Origin of the sequence: Polaribacter batillariae (assembly GCF_017498485.1) — a bacterium.
GTDB lineage: Bacteria > Bacteroidota > Bacteroidia > Flavobacteriales > Flavobacteriaceae > Polaribacter > Polaribacter batillariae.
Genome location: NZ_CP071795.1, coordinates 2213146 through 2234876, shown reverse-complemented (window position 1 = coordinate 2234876; position 21731 = coordinate 2213146). Strand labels below are relative to the sequence as shown.

The following is a 21731-nucleotide window of genomic DNA, read 5'->3' as shown; positions in this document are numbered from 1 at the left end:
AAAAATGAAATCATCAGAAATTATCAAACTATTACCCTATCAAAAACCATTTTTGTTTGTTGATGAAATTACAGACATTTCAGAAAATGGAGTCATAGGAAACTACACATTTCAACCAAACGAATTTTTTTACGAAGGCCATTTTAAAGACAATCCAACAACACCTGGTGTTATTTTAACAGAAACCATGGCACAAATTGGTGTGGTTTGTTTGGGTATTTTTTTATTGAAAAATGAAATTTTATCAGACAAAAAACCGCAAATTGCCTTAACATCTAACAACATAGATTTCTTTTTACCGGTTTTACCAAACCAAAAAATAACCGTAATTTCAACAAAAGAATATTTTCGATTTCATAAGTTAAAATGTTCCGTAAAAATGATGAATTCTAAAAACGAACTTGTTTGTAGAGGAACCATTGCTGGAATGATTGTGTCGATATAGACCTGACAGGTTTTTAAAACCTATCAGGTCTAAAAAACGAGTTGTTTAATAAGTAATTTTCAGAAAAATTAAAACAAGAGTAAGATTCGTGAAAATCGGTAAAACCCGTGTCAAAAAAATAATAGAATTTGAAAAACAGAGTCGTTATAACAGGTTTAGGAGTGGTTGCACCCAATGGGGTTGGGTTAACTGAATTCACAAAAGCCATAAAATCAGGAACATCTGGCATTACCTTTCATCAAGAATTAAAAGACAAAGGTTTTTCTTGTTGTATTGGTGGTATTCCAACTATTTCCGAAGAAAAAAAGAGCGAATATTTAACTCCTTTACAACTGCGTGGATTCAATTCCACCTCAATTTTATATGGAGTAATGGCAGGAATTGATGCTTGGAAAGACGCAGGTTTTTCGGTTGATGAAAACTCAGATTTAGATTACGACTCAGGAATCATTTTTGGCACTGGAACATCAGGAATTGAAAAGTTTCGAGAAGCGATTTATAAAATTGACGACCAAAATGTAAGACGTTTAGGAAGTACTTCTGTAGTGCAAACTATGGCAAGTGGAATTTCTGCGTATTTGGGCGGAATTTTAGGTTTCGGAAATCAAGTTACCACAAATTCATCTGCTTGTACAACTGGAACAGAAGCTATTTTATTAGGTTTTGAGCGCATAAAAAACGGAAAAGCAAAACGAATGTTGGTAGGAAGTTCTAGCGACAGCAGTTTATACACTTGGGGCGGATTTGATGCCATGAGAGTGATGACTTATAAGCATAATGAAACTCCAGAAAAAGGCTCTAGACCCATGAGCGCAACTGCATCTGGCTTTGTTCCCGGAAGTGGAGGAGGCGCTTTGGTTTTAGAATCTTTAGAAAGTGCTTTAGAAAGAAACGCCACCATTTATGCAGAGGTTTTAGGTGGAAACATCAATTCTGGCGGACAAAGAAATGGAGGTACTTTAACTGCGCCAAATGCTACAGCTGTTCAGAAATGTATTACAGATGCCATTAAAGATGCTAATATTTCTGCTGATGAAATTGATGTAATTAATGGACATTTAACAGCCACTTCGAAAGACGCTTTAGAAATAGAAAATTGGACAAAAGCATTGCAAAGAAAAGGAACTAATTTTCCGTATATAAATTCCTTAAAATCGATGGTTGGGCATTGTTTGTCTGGTGCTGGCGCTATTGAGTCTGTGGCTTCCATTTTACAAATTAAAGAACAGTTTGTGTTTCCAAATATCAATTGCGAAGATGTTCATCCAAAGATTTTAGAATTGATTTCGGTAGATAAAATTCCACAAAAAGTAATCAAAAAAAATATCGATATTTTAGCAAAAGCCAGTTTTGGTTTTGGCGATGTAAATGCTTGTGTTATCTTTAAGAAATATTCAGAATTTTGATAAAAAGACCTCACAGTTTTTTAAAACCTGTGAGGTCTGAAAACAAATTACAACATAAAATGACAAAAGAAGAAATTATAAAAAAACTAACAACCATCGTAAAACCTTATGTTCAAAACGAAGAAGGTTTTAAAAACCTGTCTGAAGAAACAGATTTTATTAACGATTTAGAGATAAATTCTGCAAACTTGGTAGATATTATTTTAGATGTAGAAGACGAGTTTAACATAGAAATCGATAACCATGCTATGGAAAAAATGCTATCTGTAAAAGCAACTGTGGCTGTTATTCAAGAAAAAATAAATGATTAATATTGGAAACGATATTGTTGATTTAAATTGGTACTAAACCAAAAAGTGTGTAAGTAAAGTTATTCTGAAATTTTTCTAGAGCAATCATTAAATTGCTCCATGAGGAAAAATTTCGGAAATAACTTTACGATTAAATAATCACTAAATTTATAAACACACTTTTATTATGAAACCAGAAGATTTATTAAACGAAGAATTTTTAAAACAATTTAAAACAGGTTCAGAACTAACCAGTTTTATAGAACAACTGCACAAACGTGGTGTAGAAAAGATTTTAGAAGGCGAATTAGATGCGCATTTAGATTACGATAAGCATCAAAAAAGCAACAATCCTAATTCACGAAATGGCTATGGAACCAAAACAATAAAGACGCATTTAGGAGAAACTAAAATAAAAGTTCCAAGAGATCGCGATGCTACTTTCAATCCAATGCTTATTAAAAAGCGAGAAAGTACTGCAGATGGAGTTGAAAACCTGATTATTTCTTTATATGCCAAAGGAATGAGTACTACAGATATCGAAGAACAAATACGAGAATTGTATGATTATAACATCTCTAGTTCAGCCATTTCTAGAATCACAGATAAAATTACAGCTGACATTATTGCTTGGAAAAATAGACCTTTAGAAGCTACTTATCTGATTGTATGGATGGATGGCATCGTTTTTAAGGTTCGTGAAAACTCCAAAGTCATCAATAAAACAATTTACATTGCTGTTGGTCTTAGAGTAGATGGTAAAAAAGAAGTTTTAGGACTTTGGTTAGGAAAAAACGAATCTTCCTCTTTTTGGATGAGCGTTTTAACCGACATAAAAGCCAGAGGAACACAAGACATTTTAATTACAGCAACTGATAATTTAAACGGATTTACAGACACCATTAAAACTATTTTTCCCAATTCAGTAACACAAATATGTGTGGTTCATCAAATCAGAAACTCTTGTAAATATGTAGTCTGGAAAGATAAAAAAGCCTTTACAAGAGATATGAAACAAATCTATACAGCTCCTACAAAAGAAGCAGCAAAAGCAGCCTTAGAAGACTTTAAAAATAAATGGAACTCTAAATATTCTTATGCCATTAAATCATGGGAAAACAATTGGGATGAACTCACTGTTTTCTTCGATTTCCCATTAGAAATCAGAACCATTATTTATACCACAAATTTGATAGAAAACTTAAATGGGAAAATTAGAAAATACACTAAAAACAAACTCTCATATCCAACAGATGATGCTGTAATTAAATCCGTATTTTTAGCTTTGAGAGAATCAACAAAAAAATGGACATTGCCTATTAGAAATTGGGGTATCATTCTTAACCAATTTTTGGCTATATTTGAAAACAGGATTAAACTATGAAAAATTTAATCCTGTAATTTTTAACTTACACACTTTGCGGGAAAGTGTCTTTAAATTTGGCAAAAACCAAAAATAATTGGCAACGAAAAGGGTTTTTGTAAGCAGGCTATAATTAGCAATGGAGTATGTGATGAGGTGTTGCCCAACGTCGTAATTATTCATTGAGTTTATTTCTTTCAATTCGTTCCTTTGCATTTATTATGGCTTGATGTAATTTCTTTTCTAATTGTTCTTTTGGTAAAACTTCAGTTAAATATTCCGCTACCATAATTCCATCTTTGTGCATTTCTAACAGTTCAATTTGTTCTTTACTTGTTTGTGAACATAATATAATTTCTATTGGTGCTTTTTCTCCTTCTTGTTTTTCGTGTTTTTCAAGCCATTTCAAATACAATTCCATTTGTCCTTTGTATTTAGCTTTGAACTTGTCAATTTTTAGTTCAATCGCAACTAACCTTTTTAATTTTCTATGATAAAATAAGAGGTCTAAATAATAATCATCTTCGTCAATAATCATTCTTTTTTGGCGTTCTACAAAAGTAAATCCATTTCCTAACTCTAAAAGAAATAATTCTAATTCTTTTAAAATAGCGCTTTCCAAATCATTCTCTAAATATCCGTTTTTCAAATCAAGAAAGTCAAGTAAATACGGGTCTTTAAATATTCCCTTATCTAGCTCGTCACTTTTATAAATTTGTAAGTCTGCATTTTCAGTTCTTTCGTAAACTTTTTTTGATATTTGTTTTCTTAATTCTCTAACGCTTATTAAGTTTTCAAAAACATTTTTTGCATAGAAATAACGTGCTTTTTGGTTTTTTAGAGGAATTAGTACTAAAAAGTGCGACCAAGACAAATGTCGCGACAGTGTAACGACATTTTCAAGTTCAGGAAATATTTCAGAAAACTGAATCATTCTCCTAATATTTTTTTCTTTGAAACTATTTCCGAAATTTTTAGATAATTCTCGTGACAATGAAACGACAATTTCTTTACCATATTCGGCTCTACTATTTTCTAAAATATCAGACTGAATTCGTTTCCCAATTTGCCAAAACATTATGGTTAAAGAACTATTCGCTTGAATAGCTACTTGAGTTTTGGTTTTTTTAACGATAGATATTAAATCGTTAAGTATATTTTGATATTCAGATTTCACAATTATATTAACATTATTCCCTATATTTCTTAAAATCAAAGATAATATTAAAATCTGGGTAGTTTTCGGAGTTTTCGGTTTTTATGTTGGGCAACTCTTTTTTATAAAGGAATGATTACAAAAAGTAAATATCTTCGACAAGCTAAGACTAACATCTCGTTTTTAGAATGTGTTTTTATAGAAAATTAATTAACTTCGGTAATTAGAAATATAAATGTCAGTTCGAGTGTAGTCGAGAGCTATTTGGAAAGTAAAAATCGAAAACCTTTCGACTGCGCTCAAGGAGACAAACTTAAAACTTATGACAAAAGAAGAAATTATAAAAAAACTAACAACCATCGTAAAACCTTATGTTCAAAACGAAGAAGGTTTTAAAAACCTGTCTGAAGAAACAGATTTTATTAACGATTTAGAGATAAATTCGGCAAACTTGGTAGATATTATTTTAGATGTAGAAGACGAGTTTAGCATAGAAATCGATAACGATGCTATGGAAAAAATGCTGTCTGTAAAAGCAACTGTGGCTGTTATTCAAGAAAAAATAAATGATTAATATTGGAAACGATATTGTTGATTTAAATTTGGCAAAAACCAAAAATAATTGGCAACGAAAAGGGTTTTTAGAAAAGCAATTCACTAAAAATGAACAAGAAATTATTTTAAATGTCAATGATTCTTTTTTACAAGTTTGGCAGTTTTGGTCGATGAAAGAAGCTGCATACAAATGTTATACCCAAAAGGTTGAAAAACGGTTTTTTGCGCCCAAAAAATTCGAATGCAATTTAATTTCTAAGGATGAAGGAATGGTAGTTTTTGAAGATATAAAATTTTACACAACAACTGTTTTTAATGAATTTTATTTGCATACAATTTCGAAAAACCATCAAGAAAAAGTAGTAAACTTTTTTAATATTGGATTTCAAAAAACAATTGATAGTGATGTTAAACTAAAACTTGCTGAAGAAACTGGTATTGCATTACAAGAAATAAAAAAAAGAAAATCGATTATTGGGGTTCCAAATTTTTATCAAAAAGGAAAAAAACTCACACAATCTTGCTCAATTTCGCATCATGGAAATTACGGAGCTTTTGCATTTACCTTAGAAAATGAATTTAAAACAAGCACTTTATAACCAATGTGAAGCATTTGCAAACAGGCGTTTACAGAATGTAGAAGAAGTAATTTCTTCGAACCAAAAAGCACTACAATCTGAAACAAAAAGTTCTGCAGGCGATAAACACGAAACGGGTCGTGCCATGTTGCAGTTAGAAATGGAAAAAGCCAGTATGCAATTGGCAGGAATTTCTCAAATGAAGGAAACTTTAAATAGAATTGATGTTTCTAAACAATCTAAAAAAGCACATTTAGGAAGCATTATTTTCACTGACAAAGCCAATTATTTTCTATCCATTTCAGCAGGGCAATTAGTAATTGCAGGCAATATATATTTTGCGATTTCTATTGCTTCGCCCATTGGAAAATTATTGTTAGGAAAACAAGAAAACAATGAGGTTATTTTTAATGGAAAAACAGTAAAAATTAAACGGGTTTTGTGAATATTTTGCTTACGGTTTTGTGTATGGTTTGTTGCGAGGTTTTTCGCAAGTAAGTAGGAAGCCAACAATAAAGTTTATACTTTGTTGGTATTTCGTGCTTTATTTTTCATAAATCGGAAACGTAGCTCTATAAGAAATAGGTAAATCATCTAGTCTTTCATAAAGGTTTATAATATCCTTTTTAAACTGATTAATTTGTCTAATTGCGCTAACGATTTCAAGAAAATCTTCTTCTTTTTTAGGTATGGGAGCATATAAATTCAAAAATTGAGCTTCTTTAAATCTTGCTCTACTTTCTTTTGTTGAACCTGTTGTAAGTCGGTTGATTAGAGAAATAATTTGTGGGCTAACAAAATAAAAAGATAAATATTCTAATAAATCTTCTTTTTCATATTTATCAAATTGTAATTCAAACGTCGGAAATTCTCCCGAAAAAACTCCTCCAGCAGTTTCGTTAGTGATAAAAGAAAATGAACCGTTGTGAGCAAACAGACGACTATATACAAACCATCCAGATTTTACTTGATTTAATTTGGAAGCTTTTATTTCAGAACCATTGACAGGGTCTTTTTTAAATACTCCATTACCTTTTCCACTAATTCCTAAACGCACATATTCTTGGTCCGATTTAATAGAAATTTTATTAGTTACAGGAGAGAATAATTTTTCAGCTTTAAAGAAATCAAAATCTTTTTTCTCAAAAGATTTTTGCATAGATTTTTGGATGCTTGTGATTTCTTTAGATAATATATTTATTTCATGAAAGAGATTTTCAGATACTACACTTGGTTTCTCAAAATTAAATTCTTCTTCAATGGGAATATATCTTTCTGCATCTAATCGAGAAGTAAGGCTATTAATATGAACAATTTTTGTGTATTTAAAAATAGGGTCATTATTCCCATCTTTACGATAATTCTTAAAGTCAAATAAAATATCGGGCAACTGATTTCCTGTTACTTGTAAACCAGTTGGAGCATAACCAGTATTTGTGCATACTGCCATGAAAATTTCTTTAGAAATCTCTTCATTTGGTTCTTTCTTTCTCTGTAAAATAACTACAGAAGTTTTAACTGATGTACTATAACCTTGAAAGGTTTCTTTATTTAGACCGATGACAGCTAGAACTTTTGCTTCTCTTTGAATATATTCTCGAACATATGAATTTCTATCGCCATTTAAGATTCCATCTGGTAATACAAAAGCAACAATTCCAGTTTCTTTTTTTACTAAATTTAGACACCTTTCAATTGCTAAAATTTCTCTAGCTTGTGAATTACGACCATCTCCTAATACAAATGAATTAAGAATTTCAGAGTCTGTTTCATTTGCACCAAAAGGAGGGTTTGTAAAGCAAATATCAAATTTTTCTTCTACAATTTTATCCTCAACATTTTTAAAACCATCATGTTGGAAAACACCTGTGTTACCATCTCCATGAACAATCATATTCATTTTACAAGCTTGGGCAGTTCTTGCTTTCCAATCCGTTCCGTAAAGAGATTTGTCTGATAAAACCTTTTTCCATTTTGATTTTTCTTCGTCAGAGAAATCATTTAACCTAATTTTTTCGCTTATCTTTTCAAAAGCGTAAATTAAAAAACCACCTGTTCCGCAAAATGGGTCAACAATTCTTTCTCCAATTTTGGGTGAAATGGATTCAACAATAAATTCAACAACATTTCTAGGAGTAAAATATTCTCCAAGACCTCCAGTAAAAGTGTCGCCTAAAAAATATTCAAATGCTTCGCCTTTAACGTCAAAATTAGTCAGAGTTAAATCATAACTTTCAAATATGGCAACAATGTCTTTTATTGTTCTATCTTTAAGTTTTATGGTTGTGTTTTCAGGAAATAAATCTCTAAAGCCTTTTACTTTTTGAATTTCACTAAATTGCTGCTGAACAATATTTACATTTAATTCCTTTAAAGTCCTGTCATATATCTCTGAAGTAAATCTATTTGAATCTTTGTTATATTGTTCTTCATACATTTTAGCAAATAGAATCTTCGATAATTCATCAAATGCTTGTATGGGGTCATATCCTTCATTATTTCTAATGATATTATGGCATTTTTTTAGTAAATCTTTAAAAGTAGAAACATCATCAATTGTAAACAATTCTTTAGCAGCTTCCTGCCTTAAAACGTCTTGAATATTCTTACTTAATACAGCACCAACAAAATCTGACAGTAAATCTTTTCTTTTTGGTAGTTCTTTTATTCTTGATTTATCTAAAGTTTGATAAACTTGCGAACTATTTCCATTTGTTAAAATGGCTATCGGAGCAATTTTAGGTAATAATCTTGCATAGCTTATAACTTGGTCTCTACCATTTTTAGAAAGTATTTCACTCGGAGATTTAGTATCTACAACTATTAGAGGTGTTTCTAGCTTTTTGTCGGTATAAACAACAATATCAGCAAAAATAGATTTTGTTTTGCGACCTTCATTAATTTTGATAGTTTTTTCAAACTCCATATATTCCCTCTTATATCCTAATTTTTCTAACCAAGGAAGGACTAAATGAATTTTTACTTCTTCTTCATTATTGTATGCTCGCATATAGTTTTTATCTGTTTTTTGCTGTTTTTGCAAAGTTAATAAAATGGAATCCTATTTCATTATTTTATGTAACTTTGTTTTTTCCGCATGAAGCACAACGTATTTTCGTATATGACCAAGTTTTAATTCTTTTATATACGAAGTTAGCGAAAGGTGTTTAAAAAAAAAATTAGAATCAAACTAAACTTTTTAGGGCTCTTATTTATCTAAAAAAGATAGTGCTACTTCTTTTTTATTATTAAAAGGTTTAACACTATTAAAATAGATAGTCGTGTTTTTAAAATCAGCTTCAATTAGCCAATAAGCACCTTTAAAATAAGCATTGAGAACGATGGCTTTTTTGTCGGAATTTTCTACAATTTTAATTTGATGTGGATAGAATAGATGTGTTTTTCCGTCGATTGTAATTTCGTTTACATCATCAAACAAAGCTGCAATGTATTTTTTTTTCGGATTGTGGTAAATTTCTTTTGGAGAATCGTTGGCAATTATTTTTTGATGACGAATTACAATTAATCTATCCGCAAAAGAAAGTGCGTCGTTTTTATCGTGAGTTGCCACAATACAAGCAATGTTTTTTTCTTTTAAATAAGCAAATAAACGTCTTCTTAAAGAGTTTTTTTTAAAGTTGTCTATCTGCCCAAAAGGTTCGTCTAACAACAACAATTCTGGCTCTTTTGCGAGCGCTCTTGCAATGGCGACACGTTGTTTTTGCCCGCCACTTAAATTTTTAACCTTTGTGTTTTCAAAAGCTTTCATCTCGATAACTTCCAGTAATTCTTGTGTTCTTTTTTCGCTTTCTTCTGGATAAAAACGAGACAAATGTTTTTTGATATTTTCGGACACAGAAATGTAAGGCATTAGATCGAAATCTTGTGCTACGTATTTAAAAAAATCCATTCCTGGCACTAAATATTTTTTTGGTCCTAAAACCTGGTTTTCTTTCCAAAAAATAGTTCCTTTTTGTAAATCTAACAGCCCATAAATTATTTTTAAAAGTGTCGATTTTCCACAACCACTTTCGCCCATAATGCACAAATGTTCTCCTTCTTTTAAGGTGAAGTTGAAATTCTCTAAAACGGTTTTGTTTTTTGTATAACCGAAAGAAATATGTTTAACTTTTAGCATGCAACAAAAATAGCTTTTAAAAAATTATTTTTACAAACCAAGATTTTTTTTAAGAAGTTCGAGCCCTATTTACACCAATTATTATTTACAATTTTAATCTTTTGGTAATAATAATGGCATCATTGGTAACAAAGGGCATTGGCATCATTTCTTCGGTTCTTGGCTTTATATTAAAGTTTTTATTGGTAAGTAAATCGTTAGAAATTTCGTTAACAATTAGCTCTAATTTTTCGGTTGCATTTACTACAAAAGAAAGCACAACCTCTTTGTCTTGTTTTGCTAAATAATACGTTAAAAAAGTGCCGTTTTTAACTTTATAAGATTTGCCATTATTTACCAAAACATCGTTTACTTTAAATTGCTGAATTTTTAGGGCAGTTTTGGTAAGAAATTCTATTTTATTAATTTTTCTATTAGGAATAACGACCAACTCTAAAAATCTTTTCGAATTAATAATGGTATCTAGTTCGATACTAATTTTTGCACTTGAAATATTCTTAAAAGCTGTTTTTTTATGAAATTTAAAACGGGTATTGTATTTGCTGTTTGTTTCTGCATTTTCGATGCTTCCTTTTACAAAATTGTCTTTAAAAATTTGTTTGGTATAACTGTCTAAAGTATTATTGTAGGTGCCAAAGTAGGCTGTTTTAGCATCTGAATTTTCGATATAAACCAAACTGTTGGGTTTTTTATTATCTATAGAAAAGTCGCTATTGTAAGTTGCAATTCCAAAAAATAAGATGGCTAAAACTCCAGACCATTTTTGTGTCCAAAACGATTTTTTTTGATGAAATGTAAGAAGCATCAAACCAAAAATCAATACTATAAAAATAGCACTAAGAAACAGTATTTTTAATCCCAAACCAACAGGAAATATTTTTACCCAAGGAGCAAAAATATAAATAGTTGGTATAGATAAAATGGTAAATAAAATTCGTTTCGATTTATCTTCTAAATTTAAGAAAATAGCAATGGCTAAGATTAGCAATCCAGAAAAAACAGGAATTATAAAAAAACTAGCTCCTTTTAAATAAACACCAATTAAAAAGTTAATAAGCAACCAAATAAAAATGGGTGCAATTAACAAATTTGTTGTTTTTTCTTCTTTTGAAGCTCTTTTGTAAATTGTGAAAAGCAACCACAAATTTAAAAATGTAAAAGCAAGAATATAGGTGTATCCATTATAGGTAAAACCATGTAAAATATCTGTATAATGTGGGTGAATAATCAATAATAATTTCCACAACCCGAAAGAAATTCCACCACATAAAATTAACGAAACTAAAAAGAAAACAAATCCTTTTAGAATGCCTTTTAGAGTTATTTTATTGAATAAAAATCCGAAAAAAAGTAAGGTTATAAATAGTATTAATGCAATAATTAACATGGGTATTATCCAAGAAAAAGGGTAGCTTATTAACTTTGTGAAAGGAAAATTTACGTACACAAAATCTTCATCAGAATTTAAGTTTGTTAAATCAGAATTCGAAAAATAATTTAAAGTAGTTGTAAAATAATCTGCCTGATGTAAAAGGGTTTCTCTGTTTAAACGTTCGTAAGAATCTTGTGTTGTATGGTAATCGAAATGGTCGCCAACAAACGCAAAATTAAATCCGTTTATATTGGCATCTTCTCTAAAAACAGTTAAATCTGTATCGTTTGGCAATTTTTTATAAATAGCATACATTAACGAGTTTGCTGCTGGGTAATTTGGTTTTGCTGCAATAAATTCCGATAATAACTTGCTGTTTTTTCCATTGGTTTCCATTAGCATATAAGAAGGTCCTCCACTACCTCTGGCTTCAAAATTTAAAACCAAACCAACATCTTTGGCCCAATGATGTTGGTTTACGAAAGCTTTTGCTCCTAGCAAACCTAATTCTTCAGCATCAGAAATTAAAATAATAATATCGTTTTTGGGTGTTTTGTTTTTCGCTAAAAAAGCTCTAACTCCTTCTAAAATGGTCGCCACTCCAGAGCCAGCATCACTTGCACCTAAAGAAGAATGTGGATCCGAATCGTAATGCGTTAATAATAGCAGTGCTTTTCCGTTTCCAGAACCTTTTAAACGCGCCATAATATTTTGGGTAGTTGTGGCTGCAAACCACTTGGTGTTAACGGCTGTTTGCGTTTCAATTTTGGTTTCTAAACCCAGTTTGGTAAGTTCGTTTTTAATGTAATTTTGCACTTTTTGATGCTCTTGAGTACCCACAAAATGTGCTTTTTTACTAATGTTTTTTAAATGAAGAAGTGCATTGTCGATAGAAAAATCTGTTATAACATTAGTGGTATTGCTTTCTAAAGAAGGTTTTGCATCAGAAAAACTCCAATAAATAACCCCCAAAATAATAAGAACAGAAACAATGGTAGAAAATCTTTTCATTAGGCCGTTTAGTTTTTATAAAAGTAAGAAATAAAAAAAACTTCGATAAAAAGTAAAATGAAACAGAAAATTTGCTAACTTTCGTTCAACCAAAAACATACTATTATGGGAATTAAGAGTTTTCAAGGAAAAAGAGACACAAGTCAGGCAAAAGAAGCATCGCAAATTTTAGTTGCAGATTATATGACCACCAATTTAATAACCTTTAAAGCGGAGGATTCTTTGGATCATGTGATTGAGCAATTAATTGCGAACAAAATTTCTGGAGGGCCAGTTGTAAACGATAAAAACGAATTAATTGGTATTATTTCTGAAACAGATTGTATTAAACATATTTCTGAAAGCAAATATTACAATATGCCAGCAGACACCAATAACACTGTTGGTAAATACATGGTAAAAGATGTAGATACTATAGATAAAAATATGAACATTTTCGACGCCGCATTTAAGTTTATTAGTTCTCATAGAAGAAGATTTCCTGTGGTAGAAAACGGGAAATTAATTGGGCAACTAAGTCAAAAAGATGTTTTAAAAGCGGCCATTAAAGTAGATGGAAATACTTGGTTGTAAGCTATGCAAAAAACCATCAATTATACATTATTTGGTAAAAAACTTATTTATATTGGCTTTTTATTAATTGGTTTACAGTCTATTGCACAAACAAAGGCAAAACCCAATGTTATAATTATTTATACAGACGACCAAGGTTCTGTTGATTTGGGCTGTTATGGAGCTTCCGATATTTATAGCCCTAATATCGATCAATTAGCGAAACAAGGCACACGTTTTACACAAGCCTATGTTGCTGCACCAGTTTGTGCACCTTCTAGAGCCGCTTTACTTACGGGAAAATATCCTCAAAAAGCGGGTGTTCATGGAAATACATCGCATGTTATGGGTTCTGATGGAATGCCTGGAGAACAATACACAATTGCAGAATTGTTTAAAAATAACAATTACAAAACAGCACATATAGGAAAGTGGCATTTGGGAATGAGCAAAAAAACGGGACCCAATGCACAGGGTTTTGACTATTCTTTTGGGCATTTAAGAGGTTGTATCGATAATTATTCGCACTATTTTTACTGGGCAGGGCCAAATACTCACGATTTATATGAAAACGGAAAAGAAGTTTTTTATGAAGGTAAATATTTTCCTGATTTGGCTTCAGATAAGGCTTTAAAATTTGTTGAAGATCACAAAGAGCATCCATTTTTTATGTATTATGCCATAAATATGCCTCATTATCCATATCAACCTACAAAAAAGTGGCGAGAATATTACAAAGATGTCGAAAAACCAAGAGGCGATTATGCCGCATTTATTTCTACAATAGACGAGAGAATTGGTTTTTTAATGGATAAATTAGATGCTTTAGGCATTAGAGAAGAAACCATTATCATTTATCAATCAGATAATGGTTACTCCACAGAAACTCGTGCTTTTGGTGGTGGTGGAAATTCAGGCCCATACAGAGGTGGAAAAAGCAGTTTGTTTGAAGGTGGTATAAGATTGCCAACGATTATTAGTTGGAAAAATACGTTGCCAAAAAATCGTGTAAATAACGAGTTTTTAATGAATGTAGATTGGTTACCAACGTTGGCCAATTTATGTGAACTTAAAAATATACCAAAAGATATCGATGGTTTGGACCTGTCTCAAATGATTAAAAATTCTAATTCAGCATTACCAAGAAAAGAGGCTTTTTGGAAATATGGCAATCAATGGGCTGTTAGAAAAGGAAATTGGAAACTTATTGGTTATCCAAAAGATACTTCACACAAAGGCAAATTAGATGCTACAGAAGACGCTTTATTTTTATCGAACTTAAGTGAAGATGTTTCAGAAATGAAAAATTTAGCGCATAAATATCCACAAAAAGTAAAAGAATTAACAGCGGCTTTTTTGCAGTGGGAGTTTGGTTATGAAGATGATGTACCAAAGAAAGTAGAAATTATTGAGCATTTAGGAAAAAGTAAAAAAATAAAATCGATAAAAGAGTTACATAAAAAATATAAAAACATAGATGTACTTCTCGATGGAAAGCGTGGTTATAAAGATTTTCGTTCTGGGCAGTGGGTAGGACAAGAAGGCGCAGATTTAGCGTTTGTTATAGATCTTAAAAAGACGCAACCTATAACAACGATTCATTTGGGGTATTTACAAGATCCAACAAATTGGATTTACCCTCCAATAAATTTTGAAGTTAGTTTTTCTAAAGATGGGACAAATTTTAATAAAACAACGGTTTCGAATTCAGCTATAAAAACAACTAAAAAAGGAAGTCTTACTGGCAAATTATCTATTGCAACAAGGCAAAAAGCACGATTTGTAAAAATTCATATAAATGGTTTTGGAAAAATTCCTAAAAATTATGAAGGAGAAGGAAACAATGGTTGGTTTTTTGTTGATGAGATTATTGTAGAATAAAGAATTTCTTGCAACCAACAATCCTCGAGGAATTCTTTTCGATTCATTTACTTTTTTCTTTTTACTCTTTTCTAATCAATAAAAACAGTTCGTTTTCTAAAGGTAAATACCCTTCATCATAAATATAAAAATAGGTATTTCCTGTTTTGGTTTTATAGATAGACGTAAAAAACTGAAAGTCGAAACCTTTGTCGTATAATTTCGTTCGGGTAACTTTTGTTTTTCCAGAAACGTTTAAATCGGATAAAATTTTATAATTTTTTCGAAGTCGGTTATTAATATTTCTAATTAAATTTTTGCTGTCTTTATTCACACGATTATTATAGGCATTTCTACAATAATCTGAGCAAAATTTCTTATCTATTCTACCTTTTACAGGTTCTTTGCATTCTAAACATTCTTTGGTTTCCATGTAGTAAATATACAATAAAATATCCGTTTACAAACGACTACAAACAATTACAACCGAAAGTAATTGTTTTGCAACCGAATAAAATTAGCATGTTGTCGCAACTTTGCATCGTCAAACAAATTGGCAAACACAAATTATAAACAAGCACTTAACATAAAAAAGTGCATAAAACCTTATCTTATGAATACGTTAAGAAACAAAGTACAGTTAATTGGAAATTTAGGAAACGCACCAGAAATTATCACTTTAGAAAGTGGTAAAAAACTAGCAAAATTCTCTTTAGCAACAAATGAAAGTTATAAAAATGCACAAGGAGAAAAAATTACAGATACACAATGGCACAATGTGGTTGACCATATGCGAAATTCAATTAATCGTCAAAAAGCCCATGCCTAGGGGTTATAACATTAACCCAGTTACAATAGGAGACTACTTAAAACAATATAGGTTAGAAAATGGTTATACTGCTTTTGAAATGTCATTAGAATTAGATGTTTACAATTCTACCATTTATAAGTGGGAAAATAATCTCACAAAACCTCAAGGAAACAACTTAAATAAAATAATAGAATTTATAGGTTACGACCCAAGAATTCACAAATCATTAAAAACAAAATATTATGAACTCACTTAGAAACAAAGTACAATTAATAGGAAATTTAGGAAACGATCCAGAAATAATTACATTAGAATCTGGAAAGAAATTAGCAAAGTTCTCTCTTGCTACAAACGAAAGTTATAAAGATGCTTCAGGACAGAAGGTTGATAATGTTCAATGGCATAATCTAGTCGCTTGGAATAAAACAGCTGATATTATTGAGAAATATATAACTAAAGGTAAAGAGGTTGCTATTGAAGGTAAATTAACTTCTCGTTCTTATGAAACGAAAGAAGGTGAAAAACGATATATTACTGAAGTTGTTGTGAATGAGCTGTTGATGCTTGGAAACAAATAACTTTTAAAAGCGTCAGCTTTTATCATCAAAAAACAAAGAGACAACTATAACCAGTTGTCTCTTTGCATTTGCTTACGTTGCTGTTCTTGTTTTATTTGCTCCATTCTTATTTGGTCTGGAATACGTTCATTTGCGTTGTACTTTGGTAAAGAAATTTCTTTTGTAGAACGTAGTTCTTGCGGTGGTATTTCTTTTGTTTTTTCGTTGTAGAACGTAGTTTTTTCTTGGTTTTCCAGTATTAAAGCGTAGTATACTCTTTTGGCTTTTTTACGTTGGAATGGGTCTGTTAAATCGTTATTCAAGTAATCCGTTACTTGTATCAAATTCTGGTCGAGTAGTTCCTGAATTCCATTGGTAACGCTTCTGTTAGATAAACCTGTTTTCTCAAATTGCGAATGAGCAATCCAATCTTTTTGTTTTACGTTTCCATTTTCATCACGCCAACCTAAAAGATTTCGAACAATTTTTAAATACACTCTTACCGCAGAACCACTCAAATTTCCAATCTGTGCATCAAAAAATATATTTGGAACAGGTGTTGTGTTATTCAACTTCATGAGCTCCAAAATCAATTACTGGTAAATTCTCATTATGATTCGCAAAAATCATATAGTCTGTATCTGGTTGATGATACAACTGTAAAAACCAACCTCCATTTTCGGTTACTTTTACAACTCCTACCTTGTGATAAATATGTTTGTCGCTGTTCTCTTTACTGATAGTTTTTCGAGTAACAACATTATAAAATTTAGTCATACTAAAATTCAATTTTATGTACAATCAACCTTAGGGCTTAAGCCCAATATCTAAATAATTTTAATAATAAATGTTTGATAGATCTCATAATTATTTTGACTTATGTCGTGCAAGTGGTGTTGTGCGACGTTAGGTAATCTAAATAAAAAGGGATATAATGTCCCTACTACCTCCAGAATGGTGGGCATCACCTCAGTAAGTGTCATAACTTTTGGTGCTCACCATTCTGAAGATAGCTCTATTTTACCATAGCTGTCGCAAAACTGTTGCTTGTGCGACGTTACCACCATATAATTTAAACCCCTCTTTGGGGTATATATGGGTGTCTATAAGTATAGAGAGAGATACCAAACGGTAGTAACTTAAATACAAAGTATAAACTTTATAAAGGATTACTAAAATTGATTAAATATTCATAGCTGAAAGTACTGTCTGTAATTATACATTTAACTCATAAAAAAACAATCACTTTTTATAAATGATTGTTTTCTAAATTTACGCTATCACAAATTTTCTTGCTACATCTAAATAGCGTTTTGTAGAAAGTTGCATATAATGAAATGACGATTCTGGTTTAACGTGTCTCAGTATTGCACTTACATCACGAACGCTTCCACCTTCATCTAATATGTAATTAGCTTTACCATGTCTAAAGCTATGTGGAGTAATATCTTTATCTAACATTGCTAAATCAGCCAATTCTTTAATCCAACGTTGAATACTCCTTGAGGTATATGCCTTCCCTGTTTTAATATTGATTAATAACTTATCTGTTGCTACATCCTGACATATTCGTATTCCTAAGAATTTAGTGAGTAGTTCATTGGTTTGTCTACCCCAAACAACTAAATTATAGCGCATACTTTTTCGACTACGTACTTTTGCAGTTCTCAATCCTTCTTCATTTTCTTTACTAATATGCGATATTTCAATATCACATAATTCGCTTATTCGCATCCCTGTATCCCAAAGTAGATGCAGGACTAACTTCTTCTTTAGATCATCGTAATAATTTTCATCTAATAGTTCATTCATTTCTTGGAAATCGTCTTTTGTGACGATATCTTTATTGGGGTTAATGAAACGTATAGGAATAATTTCTTTGGGGTTAAAATCGACTTCCCTTCGTCCATGCCAGAAATAAAAGAAGTTTCTAAGAATTCTTGCAGAATATGCAATGGTAGCAGAACTATAAAATTGCTCCATTTTCTTGTGATAGGCAACAACATCGTCTCCTGTAAGGCTTCTAAGTTTTGTTGCTTCTCCTATAAACTGTTCAAACTGCGCCAATCGAATTTTATAATTTTTAAAGGCTACGGTTGTATGTGATTCTTTCCAATCTAAATAAATCTGTATTGCTTTTTTAATATCCATAATCATAAAAGACCCGCCAAAAGCAATCTGGCGGGTCTTTTATATAACCTAATAACAAAAAATAAGTTCCATCAAAAAAGATGAATTACTTATTCTTGAATCAAGAAATATAAATAAACACGCGCTGTTGCTTTAGTTTACTTTAAATACTAAATAATATAGTACAAAAAATAAACGAGGCTTTCGCCCAACGAGGTTTCTTTGTATTTAAGTTACTTTCAATAGTATATTTCATAAAATAAAAATTAGCAAGAGTTCGACTTTCTTGCTTAAAAGCTTAACGGTTTCCCTTCTACAAAATATGGTATAATAGTAGTAAGTTGAACGTAAAAAAGACCTTATTAAGAAGTTTAAAAAGTACCACACATTTAAAATAACGCAATAGTTCTTTCCACAGTTTTTATAACTGACTCAAAAATTAAATAATTATTCCTTCTTACTCTATTCCCTGTTATGTATTGGCATCATTCAAATTTGTATGACGTCAGTTACTTTGCTCGTACTAATTTTAGAAACGATAGAAAAATGTTTGGCATTAAACAAGCCGATAGAATGTTTCATTTTTATTGTTTTGGAAAATCTGGTGCTGGTAAAACGTCACTCCTTAAAAGTCTTATGATGCAAGATGCAGAAGCCAATCGTGGATTTGCTTTTGTTGATGTGCATGGAGACGCCTCTCGCGAGATCAATGAAAACTTAAAAGATCGTTTTAAAAAAAATAACATCATCTATTTTGATGTTACCAATCCAGAGCTTGATTATGGATATAATCCACTTCGCAGAGTCTCTGCATCTAAACGTTCTTTAGTTGCCTCAAATATTTTAGAAATTTTCCAACGCAATTGGAAATCGGCTTGGGGTATGAAAATGGAACATATTCTCAGAATGATTTTACTCACACTATTGGATCAGCCTAAAGCCCAGCTTTCGGACATCCTAAAACTTTTACATCAAAAATCATATCGTGAAGAATGTATTCTTCATATACGAAACCAAGATATCAAAACCTTTTGGTTGAAAGAATTTCCTAAATACAAGCCCAACGATTTACTACCTATTATGAACAAATTGGGTGGTTTCTTAAGTCATACAATAGTTCGTAAAATACTCATTGAAAATAAAAACCAATTGTCATTAAGAACTATTATTGATACTAAACAAATCTTAATCATCAATTTAGCTAAAGGACAAGTAGGTGCAGACGTGGCTAACATTCTTGGAGGATTGTTACTTACCTCTTTGGCTTCTGCTTCTTTTTCTCGAATTGATATTTTAGAGAAAGATAGAGTTCCCTATTTCTTATATATAGACGAGTTTCAAACAATCTCTGGAACAGAACTTATTGCAGAATTATTGGCTCAAGTCAGAAAATTCAAGATTGGATTAATTTTGGCAAATCAATTTTTATATCAACTAGACCCGAATGTTCGTGCAAGTGTCTTAGGTAACGTAGGTACTATTGTTGCTTTTCGTTTAGGAATTACGGATGCCAAACTCATGGCAAAAGAATTCTACCCTGCTTTTAAAACAGAAGATTTTATCTCACTTGCCAACTATTCCATATATCTGAAACTAATGATTGGTGGAAAACCATCAACCCCATTTAGTGCAGATACCATTCTCTAACATTATAAATCTTTTTACTCATGAAAACTAAATTAACGGAATCTCCTTTAGAGATGTCAACATTTAATGAAGTACAAATTCATTATGAACGACCAATTTTTAATACGAATCGAGTTGTAAAATGTTCTGAAGATTCAGAAAGAATTCTTCGAGAATTTTTAGACAACAAACGTATTGATTATAAAGAATTCTTTTGGGTGCTATTGCTCACCAATGCGAATCAAGTATTAGGTATTAGTGAGATTGGTATTGGAAGTTCAACAGGAGTTGCTGTAAATGTAAAAGAAATTTATCAACTCGCTTTATTATCCAATGCATCAGCAATTGTTGTGGCGCACAATCATCCTTCAGGAAAATTGATGCCTTCAACAGCTGATAAAAACTTAACGCAAAAGCTAAAAGAGGCTTTTAAATTACTCGATATTACTTTACTCGACCATCTCATTCTTACTTCTGAAGGTTTTGTTTCCTTTTCTGATAGTGGATGGATGTAAGTCACTTCCCTATTATGATAAAAACACCCATTACTTATACCATTTAAACTTTGAATTCAAGATAATATTTATTATCTTTCGAGGTAAAATTTATTATCTTTCAATATGCCAAAGAAAATTACCTTATCCATTAAAGAAGAATCTGTTGAATTGCGAAAACTATATGAGTCTACCACTACAGAATTACGAAGAGATCGTTTAAAAATGTTATACTACATAAAGTCCGGGAAATACATCTATCGTAATGCGATCGCAAAGAAGCTTGGCAGACGTCCAACCACCATAGGCAATTGGATTAAAGACTATGAAACAGGAGGCCTTTCAAATTTATTAGAAATACATAGCGGAGGTAATAATACCGTTCATATTTCAGATAGAGCAAAAGCCTATATCTCCAAGACATTATCTAATAGCGATACCACCATAACTTCCTATATAGAGTTACAAGCTCGTATAGCCGAAGATTTATCAGAGATGATAAATTATGGTGCACTTTATGCACATTGTAGGCGAAAACATAAGTCTAAGCTAAAAGTATCAAGAAAGTCACACTATAAAAAAGACCCGAAAGCCGAAATGGTTTTTAAAAAACCTAGAAAACACTTTTAAATTATTTAGAACAAAACTAAATAAAAATAACTTTGAATCGGTCAATTTATTTTTTCAAGATGAATCTCGTTTTGGATTAATCACCAAACAAAAAAGAGTCATTACAGCTAAAGGCGTTAAACCTATAGCAAAGTACAAACATAGTTATCAGAGTAAATGGCTATGGGGAAGTTTTTCACCCATTACCGGTGAGAGTTTCTGCATGCTAACAGATACTGTGTGTAAAGACTTTTTTATTGAGTATTTAACAGACTTAAGTGCCTGTAATCCTTTGGAACTAAAAATTGTAATTATTGACAATGCAGCTTTCCACTCTACTAAAGATGTAAAATTGCCTGATAATATTATTTTATTACCTATCCCTGCATATTGCCCTGAACTAAATCCAGCTGAAAAAGTTTGGCAATACCTTAAAAGTAAAATTGCAATGAAAATTTATGACACTTTAGATATACTAGAATCCAAAATAGAGCACCTAGTTTATCAAATGGATAATAAGACCATTAAGTCTATAACCGGATATGAATTTTATCTAAAATCTTTTTATAACGTTTTTAATGTTTAAATGGTATTACTATGGTGGAAAACAGAATTTAGCAAAAATGATTGTGGAACTTATTCCAGAACATACCACCTATACAGAAGCGTTTGCAGGCGGTGCTGCTATTTTCTTTTTAAAACCAAAAGTGCAAAATGAAATTATTAATGATACAGATTCCTTTGTTACTATTTTTTATAAACCTGAGTTCGATTAAAA

General features: G+C 31.1%; 24 protein-coding genes and 1 pseudogene. 17 read left to right on the top strand and 8 right to left on the bottom strand.

Annotated elements, in window-relative coordinates; translation table 11 throughout:
- Positions 1–4: 4 nt before the first annotated feature.
- The 4 genes from JL193_RS09725 to JL193_RS09710 all read left to right on the top strand — a co-directional run bounded on the left by JL193_RS09725 (position 5) and on the right by JL193_RS09710 (position 3525).
- Positions 5–445, top strand: a complete 441-nt coding sequence (locus JL193_RS09725) for a 3-hydroxyacyl-ACP dehydratase FabZ family protein (protein ID WP_207970624.1) — start codon at positions 5–7, stop codon at positions 443–445.
- A gap of 128 nt (positions 446–573) precedes the next feature.
- Positions 574–1851, top strand: coding sequence for a beta-ketoacyl-[acyl-carrier-protein] synthase family protein (locus tag JL193_RS09720; RefSeq protein WP_207970623.1), 1278 nt, complete (start codon positions 574–576; stop codon positions 1849–1851).
- A gap of 59 nt (positions 1852–1910) precedes the next feature.
- Positions 1911–2162, top strand: coding sequence for an acyl carrier protein (locus tag JL193_RS09715; RefSeq protein ID WP_207970622.1), 252 nt, complete (start codon positions 1911–1913; stop codon positions 2160–2162).
- A gap of 166 nt (positions 2163–2328) precedes the next feature.
- The gene (locus JL193_RS09710) at positions 2329–3525 is read left to right on the top strand and encodes an IS256 family transposase (RefSeq protein ID WP_207970621.1); all 1197 of its coding nucleotides are present in this window, start codon (positions 2329–2331) and stop codon (positions 3523–3525) included.
- 154 nt (positions 3526–3679) lie between these two features.
- Here JL193_RS09710 and JL193_RS09705 read toward each other — a convergent pair whose 3' ends face one another.
- Positions 3680–4681, bottom strand: coding sequence for a PDDEXK nuclease domain-containing protein (locus JL193_RS09705; protein ID WP_367890009.1), 1002 nt, complete (start codon positions 4679–4681; stop codon positions 3680–3682).
- 301 nt (positions 4682–4982) lie between these two features.
- On the opposite strand from JL193_RS09705, the gene JL193_RS09700 reads away from it, so the two are divergent.
- The 3 genes from JL193_RS09700 to JL193_RS09690 are packed head-to-tail and all read left to right on the top strand — an operon-like array spanning position 4983 to position 6238.
- On the top strand, positions 4983–5234 hold the full coding sequence (locus tag JL193_RS09700) for an acyl carrier protein (RefSeq protein ID WP_207970620.1): 252 nt from the start codon (positions 4983–4985) through the stop codon (positions 5232–5234).
- Positions 5227–5814 carry a 4'-phosphopantetheinyl transferase family protein gene (locus JL193_RS09695; RefSeq protein ID WP_207970619.1) on the top strand — a complete coding sequence of 196 codons (588 nt, stop codon included), beginning with the start codon at positions 5227–5229 and terminating at the stop codon, positions 5812–5814. The genes JL193_RS09700 and JL193_RS09695 overlap by 8 nt, the downstream gene beginning before the upstream one ends.
- Complete coding sequence (locus JL193_RS09690; RefSeq protein ID WP_207970618.1) at positions 5789–6238, top strand: 3-oxoacyl-ACP synthase; 450 nt, start codon at positions 5789–5791, stop codon at positions 6236–6238. Before JL193_RS09695 ends, JL193_RS09690 begins: the two co-directional genes overlap by 26 nt.
- Before the next feature lie 99 nt (positions 6239–6337).
- Here JL193_RS09690 and JL193_RS09685 read toward each other — a convergent pair whose 3' ends face one another.
- The 3 genes from JL193_RS09685 to JL193_RS09675 all read right to left on the bottom strand — a co-directional run bounded on the left by JL193_RS09685 (position 6338) and on the right by JL193_RS09675 (position 12314).
- Positions 6338–8836: a type I restriction-modification system subunit M gene (locus tag JL193_RS09685; RefSeq protein WP_207970617.1), complete on the bottom strand. Its 2499-nt coding sequence runs from the start codon at positions 8834–8836 to the stop codon at positions 6338–6340.
- A gap of 165 nt (positions 8837–9001) precedes the next feature.
- The gene (locus JL193_RS09680; RefSeq protein WP_207970616.1) at positions 9002–9931 is read right to left on the bottom strand and encodes an ABC transporter ATP-binding protein; all 930 of its coding nucleotides are present in this window, start codon (positions 9929–9931) and stop codon (positions 9002–9004) included.
- 85 nt (positions 9932–10016) lie between these two features.
- Positions 10017–12314, bottom strand: a complete 2298-nt coding sequence (locus JL193_RS09675; protein WP_207970615.1) for a M20/M25/M40 family metallo-hydrolase — start codon at positions 12312–12314, stop codon at positions 10017–10019.
- Between the two features lie 105 nt (positions 12315–12419).
- Between JL193_RS09675 and JL193_RS09670 the strand changes: the two genes are divergently transcribed.
- On the top strand, positions 12420–12887 hold the full coding sequence (locus tag JL193_RS09670; RefSeq protein WP_207970614.1) for a CBS domain-containing protein: 468 nt from the start codon (positions 12420–12422) through the stop codon (positions 12885–12887).
- 3 nt (positions 12888–12890) lie between these two features.
- Positions 12891–14747 (top strand): sulfatase-like hydrolase/transferase, encoded by a 1857-nt coding sequence (locus tag JL193_RS09665; RefSeq protein ID WP_207970613.1) that lies wholly within the window; start codon positions 12891–12893, stop codon positions 14745–14747.
- Positions 14748–14808: 61 nt separating this feature from the next.
- Here JL193_RS09665 and JL193_RS09660 read toward each other — a convergent pair whose 3' ends face one another.
- Positions 14809–15159 carry a hypothetical protein gene (locus JL193_RS09660; RefSeq protein ID WP_207970612.1) on the bottom strand — a complete coding sequence of 117 codons (351 nt, stop codon included), beginning with the start codon at positions 15157–15159 and terminating at the stop codon, positions 14809–14811.
- Positions 15160–15339: 180 nt separating this feature from the next.
- On the opposite strand from JL193_RS09660, the pseudogene JL193_RS09655 reads away from it, so the two are divergent.
- The 3 genes and pseudogenes from JL193_RS09655 to JL193_RS09645 form a co-directional block, all read left to right on the top strand.
- A pseudogene (locus JL193_RS09655) lies at positions 15340–15510 on the top strand (single-stranded DNA-binding protein); the annotation flags it as partial.
- Between the two features lie 37 nt (positions 15511–15547).
- Positions 15548–15793 (top strand): helix-turn-helix domain-containing protein, encoded by a 246-nt coding sequence (locus JL193_RS09650; protein ID WP_207970610.1) that lies wholly within the window; start codon positions 15548–15550, stop codon positions 15791–15793.
- Positions 15780–16115 carry a single-stranded DNA-binding protein gene (locus tag JL193_RS09645; protein ID WP_207970609.1) on the top strand — a complete coding sequence of 112 codons (336 nt, stop codon included), beginning with the start codon at positions 15780–15782 and terminating at the stop codon, positions 16113–16115. Before JL193_RS09650 ends, JL193_RS09645 begins: the two co-directional genes overlap by 14 nt.
- Positions 16116–16159: 44 nt before the next feature.
- Here JL193_RS09645 and JL193_RS09640 read toward each other — a convergent pair whose 3' ends face one another.
- The 3 genes from JL193_RS09640 to JL193_RS09630 form a co-directional block, all read right to left on the bottom strand.
- The gene (locus JL193_RS09640; RefSeq protein ID WP_207970608.1) at positions 16160–16666 is read right to left on the bottom strand and encodes a hypothetical protein; all 507 of its coding nucleotides are present in this window, start codon (positions 16664–16666) and stop codon (positions 16160–16162) included.
- Entirely contained in the window at positions 16659–16871 is a 213-nt protein-coding gene (locus JL193_RS09635; RefSeq protein WP_207970607.1) for a hypothetical protein, read from the bottom strand. Before JL193_RS09635 ends, JL193_RS09640 begins: the two co-directional genes overlap by 8 nt.
- A gap of 495 nt (positions 16872–17366) precedes the next feature.
- The gene (locus tag JL193_RS09630) at positions 17367–18245 is read right to left on the bottom strand and encodes a tyrosine-type recombinase/integrase (RefSeq protein WP_207970606.1); all 879 of its coding nucleotides are present in this window, start codon (positions 18243–18245) and stop codon (positions 17367–17369) included.
- A gap of 525 nt (positions 18246–18770) precedes the next feature.
- Between JL193_RS09630 and JL193_RS09625 the strand changes: the two genes are divergently transcribed.
- The 5 genes from JL193_RS09625 (at position 18771) to JL193_RS09605 (ending at position 21729) form a co-directional block, all read left to right on the top strand.
- Positions 18771–19871 (top strand): type IV secretory system conjugative DNA transfer family protein, encoded by a 1101-nt coding sequence (locus JL193_RS09625; protein ID WP_207970605.1) that lies wholly within the window; start codon positions 18771–18773, stop codon positions 19869–19871.
- A 20-nt stretch (positions 19872–19891) separates the two neighbouring features.
- Positions 19892–20365 carry a JAB domain-containing protein gene (locus JL193_RS09620; protein WP_207970604.1) on the top strand — a complete coding sequence of 158 codons (474 nt, stop codon included), beginning with the start codon at positions 19892–19894 and terminating at the stop codon, positions 20363–20365.
- A gap of 105 nt (positions 20366–20470) precedes the next feature.
- Positions 20471–20974, top strand: coding sequence for a helix-turn-helix domain-containing protein (locus JL193_RS09615; protein ID WP_207970603.1), 504 nt, complete (start codon positions 20471–20473; stop codon positions 20972–20974).
- Positions 20919–21539: an IS630 family transposase gene (locus tag JL193_RS09610; RefSeq protein WP_207973381.1), complete on the top strand. Its 621-nt coding sequence runs from the start codon at positions 20919–20921 to the stop codon at positions 21537–21539. Before JL193_RS09615 ends, JL193_RS09610 begins: the two co-directional genes overlap by 56 nt.
- Entirely contained in the window at positions 21532–21729 is a 198-nt protein-coding gene (locus JL193_RS09605) for a DNA adenine methylase (protein WP_207970602.1), read from the top strand. Before JL193_RS09610 ends, JL193_RS09605 begins: the two co-directional genes overlap by 8 nt.
- The last annotated feature ends 2 nt before the right edge of the window (positions 21730–21731 follow it).